Genomic DNA, 11,421 nt, shown 5'->3' on the forward strand with positions numbered 1-11,421 from the left:
GGCGGCGCGCCCGCCCCCGTCCGCGCGGCCGGGCCGGCGGGACGGGCCGCGAGCTGCGCGCGTCGGGTCGGTGGTGGCCACCGCGGAACGGGTCTCCGGCTTGCTGGTCGCGCACGGACGGCCCCTCCTCTCGGATGGTCATGGCCCCCTTTATCTCACATCCGTCACAGGGGGATCACGGCATCGGGAACATTCCGATGCGGCCGTGGTACTCGTGGCCGAGCTGATCGGTGTCGCTGCCGACGAGCAGGCCCTTCGGGTGGGCGACGAGCGCCTCGACGCCGTGCCCGAGCGTCCGCGTCGGGTTCCATGCCAGCGCCTTGCCCGTCGCCGGGTTGAGCGCGCCGATGCCGGGACGCGACACGGCGCCGGGGCCGGCGGAGTCGTGCCCGTAGGGGTTGTCCAGCCACCGCTGGTGCCCGCCGACGTAGACGGCGGCGCCGGTCGCCGAGGTGGACAGCAGCGTGTCACCGCCCGTCCAGTTGACCCAGGTGGGCTTCTGTCCGGAGCCGGTGCGGGCCGCCTCCCAGCGCGCGGCGGAGTCGCACAGCGTGGTGCGGCCGTAGGGGCCGCCGGTGGTGACCGCGACGAAGTACTTGCCGTCGGGGGAGAAGTCCATGCCGCGCATGTAGGTGTCGAACGCGTTGAGGTTGCACGCGTCGGCGTACTCGGTGGTCGACCAGGTCGACAGCTTCGCGGTGCCCGTGCCCAGGGTGATCATCGCGATCTGGTAGCGGGTCTGCCCGTTCACCCGGGTGAACGTCCCGTTGATCACCATCCGGGTGTCGGCCGGGTCGACCGCGAGCTTGTAGACCTTGAGGGCGCCGGACCGCGGCGTGGTGACGCTGAAGTTGAAGGAGCTGTCGGCGACGCCGGTCACCGCGTCGAGCCGGGCGACGGCGGTGCGCGCCTTCCCGCCGGCCTTGGTGAACGAGCCGCCGATGTAGAGCCGGGAGCCGCGGCGCACCATCGTGGTGACGCGGTAGTTGACGTTGGGCTTGAAGCCGGTGTGCACCTGGTTGGTCGTGGTCTTGACCGCGGCGACCGTGCCGGTCTTGACGCCGTTGACGGTCTTGAACGTCCCGGCCAGGTAGACCCAGCCGCTCGTCCCGGCCTGGAGCGCGTGGACGGTCCCGTCCACCTTCGGGACGAAGGCCGTGCTGATCTTCCCGGTGCCCATGTCGTAGGCGAACAGGTTGTGCCGCTTGAGCGTCGGCTTGCCGCTGCCGGCTTCGCGCACCTCTTCGAAGTTGCCGCCGACGACGACCAGGTCACCCACGACGGCGATGGCGCGGACGGTGCCGTCCAGCACGTGCGGGGTGTTGTTCACCGGGTTCGCCGAGACCACCGTCGGCTGGGCGATGTCGGCGGACGCCGCGCCCGCCGTGGCCGACAGGGTGAACGCCGCGAGGGAGGTGGCTGTAAGGCAGGCGATGAAGGGGCGCATGAAGGTGCTCCGGGATGCTGCCGGGAATGGTGATGGCATCTTGTCCTACCACATTGGTGAGGGATGGGCAGCGGTTCCGGGGAACCGCCACCGGAAAGAGACGCCGCTCACGCGCCGGCGGCCTTGCCGTGCCGGAGCCGGTGCCACAGCACGCGGCCGAGGTAGGCGCCCAGTTCGACGGTGTAGCGGCGCCACAGCCGGCGGGGTTCGCGGGCCAGCCGGTACAGGAACCCGACGCGCAGCCTGAGCACCCAGGCCGGGTAGTACTCGCGCCGCTCGGCGAGGTGCTCGAAGTACGCGCCGCACGTGATGATCACGGGTGCGGTGAGCCGGTCGCGGTACTCGGTGACGAACCGCTGCTGCAGCGGGGTGCCGAGGCCGACGTGCAGGATGTCGGGGGCCGCGTCGTTGATCTCGGCGACGAGCCGCTCGGCGGTCTCGGCGGGGATGCGGCCCTGCTCGTCCGCCCAGTATCCGTGCTGGGTGCCCGCGATGTTCAGGCCCGGATACCAGGTGCGGACGTTCTCGGCGGCGGCCTCGGCGACGCCGGGCGCGTTGCCGAACAGGAAGACCCGCCAGCCCTGCTCGGCGGGCTGCCCGAACAGGTCGTCGGTGAGGTCGTCGTTGGCCATCCGCCCGGGGACGGGACGCCCGAAGATCTTCGCGGCGAGCACGACGCCCCAGCCGTCCGGCAGGTTGAGGTCGAAGCCGTTCATGAGGTCGCGCAGCCCGGCGTCCTTCTGCGCCTTGAGCACGTAGTCCGGGTTGGCGAACGTGATGGTCAGCTTCGTGCGGTCCTTGACCGCCGCCGCGGTGAACGAGCGGAGCCGCGTTACGTCGATGCGGCTGACCCGCACCCCGAGGACGTCGACGGTGTCATGCGGCCATCGTTGGTCCACGCTGCTCTCCTGGTGCGCCGGCCGGGCCGGGGACTGGGACGGGAGAAGGCAGCGTATCCCGGTTGCGGGCGGCGCAGCGCGAGCGAGGCGACCGCGCCGGCGGTCAGCACGACCATCGTCCAGGCGAGGGGGACGGCGGGCACGCCGAACATCTTCAGCGACGACGCGACCAGCACCAGGACCAGGACGGGGCGGATCAGGCCGCCGGGGGCGCGGGAGGAGATCCGGGAGCCGAGGTAGACGCCGGGGATGGAGCCGGCGAGCAGCGCGGCGGTGACCTCCAGCCGGAAGTCGCCGAACAGCAGATGGCCGATTGCGGCCGCGAGCACCAGCGGGACGGCCTGCAGCAGGTCGGTGCCGACGAGCTGGCCCGCCTTGAGCGTCGGGTAGAGGGCGAGCAGCGCGACGATGATCAGGGAGCCGGAACCGACCGAGGTGATGCCGACGACGAGCCCGCCGACGACGCCGACCAGCACGGTCGGGACGGGGCGCACCTTGATCTCGGATGCGGTGCCGCCCGGGGCGCCGCCCCGGCCCCGGCGGGCCAGGCGGGAGCGCAGGACGAGCCCGGCGGCGGCGATCATCAGCGCGGCGCCCATCGCCTTGCTGATGAGGTTCTCGACGGAATCGCCGTGGCCGAGCGCCTTGGCCAGCAGGACTCCGGAGAACGCGGCGGGCACCGAGCCCGCGCACAGCCAGCCGACGATCCGCATGTCGATCGTGCCCCGCCGGTAGTGGACGGCGCTGCCGACGGGCTTCATCACGGCGGCGGCGACGAGGTCGCTGGACACGGCGGCGAGCGGGCTGACTCCGAAGAACGTCACCAGCATCGGGGTCATCAGGGCGCCGCCGCCCATGCCGGTCAGCCCGACGATGACGGCGACGAGGAACGAGCCCAGCGCCATCGTCCAATCGAAGTCCATCGGCATGACCTACCTGTCATGTAGGAAATATCGTGTATTACCCTAGAGGAGGCCGCCTCGGTTCGATAACCCGGATGCCGAACTACAAACGAGACAATTGGGACTCTTGAGCTATTCGGGACGTACCCAGCCGCCCTCCACCAGCAGGCCGAGGACCGCGCCGACGGCCTCGTCCGGGGTCATCCGGGACGTGTCGAGCGTCAGATCGGCGTCCTCCGGCACCTCGTAGGGGTCGGAGATGCCGGTGAACTCCGGGATCAGCCCCGCGCGCGCCTTGGCGTACAGGCCCTTGCGGTCGCGGCGCTCGCACTCCTCCAGGGGCGTCGCGACGTGCACCAGGATGAAGTCGCCGACCGCGGACACCATCCGCCGCACCTCCGCGCGGGTCGCCGCGTACGGGGCGATCGGCGCGCAGACGGCGGTGCCGCCGTGCCGGGTGATCTCGGACGCGACGAACCCGATCCGCCGGATGTTGAGGTCGCGGTCGGCGCGGGAGAACGTCAGGCCCGCCGACAGCATCCGCCGCACGACGTCGCCGTCCAGCAGCGTGACGGTCCGCCCGCCGCGCTCGATCAGCGCGTCGGCCAGGCCGCGCGCGACCGTGGACTTCCCGGACCCGGACAGCCCGGTGAAGAACACCGTGATGCCGCGCGAGCGCTTCGGCGGACGCGCCAGCGCCAGCTCGGCGGCGACGGCCGGCGGAGTGAACCAGTCGGGGATGGGCTCGCCCGCGTCCAGCAGCTCGTTCAGCCGCTCCTGGGTCAGCTCCGCCTGGACGTGGTCGGGCTCGATCCGGGCGACCGGCCGCCAGACCTCCACATCGGCGTCGTAGGCCCACGGCTCCGGCACGACCAGCGGGATCGGGGTGCCGTCCATCTCCGCGTCGGCGAGCAGGTGGGTGGCGCCGTACGCGGCGGCGACGTGCGCGCGGAGCAGGACGTCCCGCTCGCGGTCGCCGCGCGGGGGCAGCGGCACGGGGATGATCTGCGTCCCGTCCGGCAGTTCCCTGCGGACGCCGAGCAGCGCCCGGACGAGGGACTCGTCGTGCTCACCGCCGAGCAGCGGCAGGACCAGCACCCGGGCGCCGAGCCGCTCGGCGACCTGACGCAGCTGGCCCAGCTGCTTGCGGTGCAGCGGACCGGCGGTCGCCACACCCAGCGTGCCGCCCTCCGCGGGGGCGAGTTCGTCGGGGCGCCGCCGCAGGCGGTGAAACGGTCCGTGCGCGGGGGCGCGCAGCGCCTCCAGCGGTCCCGCGAGCCGCCACGCCTGGGTCGTCGGGTCCTGCCACGCCTCGGTGACCGTGAGCACCGCGAGCGGCACGCCCTCCGGGTCCTGCAGGACGATCCGCTCGTGGCCGGTCAGCTCCTTCGGCACGGTCAGCGTGACCGGTGCCGGCCATGGGGTGCCGTCCGCGAGCCGTCCGCCGGCGATCACCATCGCGGTGTCGAAGGAGCCGAGGAACCCGGTCAGGGGGCGGTACGCCCCGGCGAGGATCAGCTCCAGGTCGGCGAGCTCCACCGGGTTCGGGGTCCAGGCGGGCAGGTCGCGCAGCGTGTCGGGAAGGCCGGCTTCGGCGGTCACCGCGATCTCCGATCCTGCCCGGCGGCGGGGTGCCGGGCTCATCCGTGTCAGTGGGGTTCCGCAGGAAAAATACTTCGCCCGCGGGAACTCGCGCACGCCGGGTGCGCGGCGGCCCGGATCAGATGATGCGGGCGAAACGGTTCTCCGGCTTGCGGATGACCAGCGTGATATCGCTGTGGTCGGCGGTGAGGCGGCCCCGGGTGACCGTCGACACCAGCCGGCAGAGCAGCTCGGCGGGACCGCTTCCGGCCCCGAGCGCCTCGATGGCCCGCCGGGAGGTGTACTCCTGGGAGACGACCAGCCCGCGCATCACGCAGTACCAGTGCATGCCCGCCCGGGACGCGACCCGCTCGTAGAGCGCCGGCTCCGGCGGACCCGGGGCCCGTCCGCCCGCCGGATGCGGGACGCCGCGAGCGTGGGTGCCGCGCGGGTCCCGGCCGGACATGCGCAGCCACCGGGGCAGCATCCGGTCCAGAAACCCGAACGCCGTGTCGCGGTCGCGCAGCTGGACGAGCAGCAGCCCGCCGGGCTTGAGCGCGGCCACGAACCGGTCGAGCACCAGCTCGGCGTGCGGAACGCGCTCGATCAGGTACGCGGCGTGGACGATGTCGTAGGCGCGTGGCGGCAGCGGCACCGTGCGCAGGTCGCCGAGGTGCCAGGCGTCCAGATCGGCCCGCTCGCGGGTGTGGGCGCGCAGCTCCGGGGCGTCCAGGTCGATTCCCGTGACGTGGTGCTCGTGGTCGCCGAGGTCCAGGCCCGTGCCCCAGCCGCAGCCCGCCTCCAGGACGTGGATCCGCTGCAGGGGCTTCTCTAGGGCGTACTGCCGGGCGCGTTCTGAGAAGAGATCGCCGTCGTTCACCGGAGGCGTACGCAGATCGGTCATAATCCCGCAGAGTAATTACCTGACTGCTTTCCGTTGGCTATTTGTCCAATCTTTGTAACCGTCATGTCGTCATGCGTTGCGGCCGGGGTGGTTCGCGGGTTGCGGCGGCGTCTGAACGGCGGGTCCGGCGGGCGCGTACTCTTGTACGCGGTACCGGGGTCCGCGCGGATTCCGGCTTTTCGGGCTGCCCTGCCTCGGGGTGAACGGCGAAGTTGCGGGCGAAGATGACGCTTTCTGGACTTGTTGATCTTGCATGCACCGATCCCGGTCTGCAGCGTGCCCTCTCGCGGGCGCGTGCGGACCAGGAGGTCGTCGCACCCGCCGCGCTGTGGCCGATCATGGCCGCCGCGCTGAGCCGCGCCCTGGGCGCGGACGGCGGCGGCACGGTGCTGGCGGTGACCGCGACCGGCCGGGAGGCCGAGGACCTGACCGCCGCGCTGTCGAGCCTGCTCGACCCGGGCCGCGTCGCGCACTTCCCGGCGTGGGAGACGCTGCCGCACGAGAAGCTGTCGCCGCGCTCGGACACGGTCGGGCAGCGGCTCGCGGTGCTGCGCCGGCTCGGCCACCCGGACGCGGGCGGCCCGCCCAGCGAGGAGGGGTTCACCGGCAAGGGCGGCGCGCTGGACGTCGTCGTGACCCCGATCCGCGCGGTGCTGCAGCCGATCGTCGCCGGGCTCGCCGACCTGGAGCCGGTGCGGCTCGTCTCCGGCGAGGACGCCGACATGGACGACGCCGTCCGCAGCCTGGTGGACGCCGGGTACCACCGCGTCGACCTGGTGGAGAAGCGTGGCGAGATCGCGGTGCGCGGCGGCATCCTGGACGTGTTCCCGCCGACCGAGGAGCACCCGCTGCGGGTGGAGTTCTGGGGCGACACCGTCGAGGAGATCCGCTACTTCAAGGCGGCCGACCAGCGCTCCCTGGAGGTCGCGCAGGGCGGGTTGTGGGCGCCGCCGTGCCGTGAGCTGCCGCTGACGGAGAAGGTGCGTGAGCGCGCCAAGCTGCTCGCCGGGGAGCACCCGGCTCTGGAGGAGGTCCTCGGCCGGATCGCCGACGGCGACACCGTCGAGGGCATGGAGGCGTTCTCGCCCGTCCTCGCCGACCGCATGGAACTGCTGACCGACCTGCTGCCGGACGGCTCGGCGCTCCTGGTGTGCGAGCCGGAGCGCATCCGCACCCGGTCGGCCGAGCTGGTCCGGACGAGCCAGGAGTTCCTGGAGGCGAGCTGGGTCAACGCCGCCGCCGGGGGAGAGGCGCCGATCGACCTCGGCGCCGCCGCGTTCCGCTCGCTGGAGGAGGTCCGCGAGCACAGCACCGAGCTGGGGCTGCCCCGGTGGAGCGTGACGGCCCTCAATCCCGAGGGTGACGCCCTCGACCTCGGTGCGCGGCCGGCGGAGGCGTACCGGGGCGACACGTCCCGCGTGGTCGGCGACCTGAAGGGCTGGATCGACGGCGGCTGGCGCGTCGTGATGGTCACCGCCGGGCACGGGCCCGCCGAGCGGCTCGTCCAGCTCGTCGGGGAGGAGGGCCTCGGCGCGCGGCGCACCGACCTCGCCGCGCCGCCCGAGCCGTCGGTCGTCAACGTGACGACCGGGCTGCTGGAGAACGGGTTCACCTGGGAGCCGGTCAAGCTCGCGGTGCTGACCGAGACCGACCTGTCCGGGCAGAGGTCGTCCACGAAGGACGCGCGGCGGATGCCGTCGCGGCGGCGCGGCGGCATCGACCCGCTGCGGCTCAAGCCCGGCGACTACGTGGTGCACGAGCAGCACGGCGTCGGACGGTACGTGGAGATGGTCAGCCGGACGGTGCAGGGCGCCACCCGCGAGTACCTGATCCTGGAGTACGCCAAGAGCGACCGGCTGTTCGTCCCGACCGACCAGCTCGAAGAGCTCACCCGCTACGTCGGCGGTGAGGCGCCGAGCCTGCACCGGCTCGGCGGCGCCGACTGGCAGAAGGCCAAGTCGCGCGCCCGCAAGGCCGTCAAGCAGATCGCCGGGGAGCTGATCCGGCTGTACTCGGCGCGGATGGCGAGCCCCGGCCACGCGTTCGCGCCCGACACGCCGTGGCAGCGCGAGCTGGAGGACGCGTTCCCCTACAACGAGACGCCCGACCAGCTCGCCGCCATCGACGAGGTCAAGGCCGACATGGAAAGGCCCGTCCCGATGGACCGGCTGATCTGCGGCGACGTCGGCTACGGCAAGACCGAGATCGCGGTGCGGGCGGCGTTCAAGGCCGTCCAGGACGGGCGGCAGGTCGCGGTCCTGGTCCCGACGACGCTGCTGGTGCAGCAGCACATGTCGACGTTCACCGAGCGGTTCGCGGCGTTCCCCGTCGTGGTGCGGCCGATCAGCCGGTTCCAGACCGACGGGGAGATCGATGAGACGCTGCGCGGCCTGTCCGAGGGCACCGTGGACATCGTCGTCGGCACGCACCGCATCCTGTCGTCGCAGACCCGGTTCAAGGACCTCGGTCTCGTCGTCATCGACGAGGAGCAGCGGTTCGGCGTCGAGCACAAGGAGGAGCTGAAGCGGCTCCGCACGCAGGTGGACGTGCTCGCCATGTCCGCGACACCGATCCCGCGCACGCTGGAGATGGGCCTGACCGGCATCCGGGAGATGTCGACGATCCTCACCCCGCCCGAGGAGCGCCACCCCGTCCTCACGTTCGTCGGCCCGTACGAGGAGAAGCAGATCGCCGCCGCGATCCGCCGCGAGCTGCTGCGCGAGGGCCAGGTGTTCTTCGTGCACAACCGGGTCCGCTCGATCAACAAGGTCGCGGCGAACCTGGCGCGGCTCGTCCCGGAGGCGCGGGTCGCCGTCGCGCACGGCCAGATGAACGAGAACGAGCTCGAAAAGGTCATGGTCGACTTCTGGGAGAAGAACTACGACGTTCTCGTCGCGACCACGATCGTGGAGTCCGGGCTGGACGTCCCGAACGCCAACACGCTCATCGTCGACCGGGCCGACATGTACGGGCTGTCGCAGCTCCACCAGCTGCGCGGCCGGGTCGGCCGCGGCCGGGAGCGCGCGTACGCGTACTTCCTCTACCAGCCGGAGCAGCCGCTGACCGAGACCGCGCACGAGCGGCTCGCGACGCTCGCGCAGCACACCGAGGTGGGCGCCGGCATGTACGTCGCGATGAAGGACCTGGAGATCCGCGGCGCGGGCAACATCCTGGGCGCCGAGCAGTCCGGGCACGTCGCGGGCGTCGGGTTCGACCTGTACGTCCGGATGGTCGGGGAGGCCGTGCGGGAGCTGAAGGACGGCGGCGGTGAGCCCGAGGCCGTGGAGACGAAGGTCGAGCTGCCCGTCGACGCGCACCTGCCGCACGAGTACGTGCCGGGGGAGCGGCTCCGGCTGGACGCCTACCGCCGCATCGCCGCGATCACGTCCGAGGAGGAGATCGGCGCCGTGCACGACGAGCTGAAGGACCGGTTCGGGCCGCTGCCCGTCCCGGTGCTGAACCTCCTGGAGGTCGCGCGGTTCCGGGCGAAGGCGCGCAAGGCCGGGCTCACCGACGTCACCGTCCAGGGCAACTTCATCAAGTTCACGCCGGTGGACCTGCCCGACTCCAGGCAGGTCAGGCTGCAGCGGCTCTACCCGAAGAGCATCCTGAAGCCGGCGACCGACACGCTGCTGGTGCCGGCGCCGAAGACCGCGCCGCTCGGCGGCCGGCCACTGCGTGACCAGGAACTGCTGAAGTGGGCGACGGACCTGGTCGAGGCCCTGTTCCTCGAACCCGCGACCACCGCGGGCAGGCGGTAATGTTCTGGGGGGGACGATCCCCCGCGCCCGGGAAGGGCTTCTGGGACCGAGGCGCCCCCCACCCGATCCATGACGAGACGAGGATTCCGTGCCTGGTAAGTCCGTGAAGGCGGCGGTGGCGGTCGTGCTGGCGGCCGGCGCCCTCGCCGGCTGCGGCGGCTCCCCGAAGGTCGGCACCGCCGCCCTCGTCGGCGACGACCGCATCACCGTCACCGAGCTCAGCCAGACCGTCCGCGACTGGCGCACCCAGTTCCGCGCGGACCCGGCGGCCAATGAACTGCGCGCGAATCCCGCGGGCCCGGCGCCGCAGCTCGCCGGCGACTCCGAGTCCGACCTGCAGGGCGCGCTCACCCTGCTGATCAATTTCAGGGTCGCCGACAGGGTCGCGCGCAAGGCCGGCGTCACGGTCACGGGCGGTCAGGTGGACACCGCGGTCCAGGCGCTGAACCAGCAGGGCGGCGCCGGCTCGATCACGCTGGCGAGCGGGCTGCCCCGCGGGCACACCCGCGACCTGGCGCGTCTCATGGCGACGCAGATCGCGGTCATGCAGCGGTTCGGCGCGGACCTGACCAACCGGCTGAGCCCGGCGACCCAGCAGGCCGGCAGGCGGTGGAACGAGCTGTTCCAGAGCACCGCCGGCGACATGCACATCAAGGTCAACCCGCGCTACGGGAGCTACGACCCGGGCAAGTTCGGGGTGGGCCCGATCACCTACCGGCTGTCCAGCCCCGATTCGGGCATCTGAGGCGTATGAGCCTGACACTGCTCGCGACCACGCACCGGGTCGCGCCGGGCCTGCTGACGTGGCGGGCGTGGGACGCGCTCCGGTCGGCGTCCGCCGTGCGGCTCGCGGCCGGGCATCCGCTGCTGCCCTCGCTGCGCGACGCCGGGATCGCCGCGCAGCCGGCCGAGGCGCCGGACGCGGCCCGGCTGGTCGCGGAGGCGCGGGACGCCGACGTCGTGTGGGTGGCCGCGCCGGAGGGCGACGAGGCGCTGATGCGCGAGATCGGCACGCTCGTCGTCGACGACCCGCTGGACGTCGAGGTCCTGCACGGCTCCTACGACCTGCCGGGCGCGCGGCTGCTCGATCTGGTGGCGGTGATGGACACGCTGCGCCGCGAATGCCCGTGGGACCGCAAGCAGACGCACGCCACGCTCGTCCCGTATCTGCTGGAGGAGGCGTACGAGGTCCTCGACACGATCGAGTCCGGCGACCTCGGTGCGCTTCGCGAGGAGCTGGGCGACGTCCTGATGCAGGTGGCGTTCCACTCGGTGGTGGCCGCCGAACGCGACGACGAGACCGCGTTCACCATCGACGACGTGGCGGGCGCGATCGTCGACAAGCTCGTCCGCCGCCATCCGCACGTGTTCGGGGACGTGACCGTCTCCGGCGCGGACGAGGTCAACGCCAACTGGGAGCAGATCAAGGCGGCCGAGCGGGCGGAGAAGAGCGGCGCTGAGGCGTCCGCGCTGGACGGCGTGCCGATGGGGCAGCCGGCACTGTCGCTGGCCGCCCAGCTCCAGCGGCGTGCCGCGCGGATGGACGCCCCGGCCGACCTGGCCGCCGGCCTCGCGCGGGACGCCGAGGCGGACAGCGGAACCGGCGCCGGAAGCGACGTCGGGGAGCGGCTTTTCGCGCTCGTCCGGGAGGCGGTGGAGCGGGGAGCCGATCCCGAAGCAGAGTTGCGCGCGGTTTCCCGGGTATTCCGCGATCGTGTCCGAGCGTGGGAACGACGGGGGCAGCGCGCCTGATTCGCGCGGAATCGACCGAAATATTGCTGACGGGGTAGTCCGGCCGGGGGCACGCGTTTACGCTGGGCGCGTGCCTGGCGGGGCTGGTGGTGTCACAGGGAATCGCGGTGCAGGGGGCGGCAGCCCGGCCGCGCCGCGCCGCACCGGCCGCCCGCGCCGCCCGCGCCGCGTCCTC

Annotated in this window: 8 protein-coding genes; 3 read left to right on the forward strand and 5 right to left on the reverse strand. The window is 72.5% G+C overall.

What is annotated here, in order from left to right:
• Window positions 1-175 precede the first annotated feature (175 nt).
• The 5 genes from AF1_RS29720 to AF1_RS29740 form a co-directional block, all read right to left on the reverse strand.
• A complete protein-coding gene (locus AF1_RS29720; RefSeq protein WP_084263465.1) occupies window positions 176-1,447 on the reverse strand; it encodes a hypothetical protein in 1,272 nt (423 codons plus the stop codon).
• A gap of 107 nt (window positions 1,448-1,554) precedes the next feature.
• Window positions 1,555-2,346, reverse strand: coding sequence for a WecB/TagA/CpsF family glycosyltransferase (locus tag AF1_RS29725; protein WP_067806787.1), 792 nt, complete (start codon window positions 2,344-2,346; stop codon window positions 1,555-1,557).
• On the reverse strand, window positions 2,280-3,269 hold the full coding sequence (locus AF1_RS29730) for a sulfite exporter TauE/SafE family protein (protein ID WP_084263466.1): 990 nt from the start codon (window positions 3,267-3,269) through the stop codon (window positions 2,280-2,282). Before AF1_RS29730 ends, AF1_RS29725 begins: the two co-directional genes overlap by 67 nt.
• A gap of 111 nt (window positions 3,270-3,380) precedes the next feature.
• A complete protein-coding gene (gene cysC / locus AF1_RS29735; protein WP_207394217.1) occupies window positions 3,381-4,850 on the reverse strand; it encodes an adenylyl-sulfate kinase in 1,470 nt (489 codons plus the stop codon).
• Between the two features lie 118 nt (window positions 4,851-4,968).
• A complete protein-coding gene (locus tag AF1_RS29740; protein WP_067806796.1) occupies window positions 4,969-5,733 on the reverse strand; it encodes a class I SAM-dependent methyltransferase in 765 nt (254 codons plus the stop codon).
• Window positions 5,734-5,957: 224 nt separating this feature from the next.
• Here AF1_RS29740 and mfd point away from each other — a divergent pair, with 224 nt between their 5' ends.
• The 3 genes from mfd (at window position 5,958) to mazG (ending at window position 11,246) form a co-directional block, all read left to right on the forward strand.
• A complete protein-coding gene (gene mfd / locus AF1_RS29745; protein WP_067806809.1) occupies window positions 5,958-9,494 on the forward strand; it encodes a transcription-repair coupling factor in 3,537 nt (1,178 codons plus the stop codon).
• An 88-nt stretch (window positions 9,495-9,582) separates the two neighbouring features.
• Entirely contained in the window at window positions 9,583-10,239 is a 657-nt protein-coding gene (locus AF1_RS29750) for a SurA N-terminal domain-containing protein (protein ID WP_131732978.1), read from the forward strand.
• Between the two features lie 5 nt (window positions 10,240-10,244).
• A complete protein-coding gene (gene mazG, locus AF1_RS29755; RefSeq protein WP_067806803.1) occupies window positions 10,245-11,246 on the forward strand; it encodes a nucleoside triphosphate pyrophosphohydrolase in 1,002 nt (333 codons plus the stop codon).
• Window positions 11,247-11,421 lie beyond the last annotated feature (175 nt).

Origin of the sequence: Actinomadura formosensis NBRC 14204, assembly GCF_001552155.1 — a bacterium.
GTDB lineage: Bacteria > Actinomycetota > Actinomycetes > Streptosporangiales > Streptosporangiaceae > Spirillospora > Spirillospora formosensis.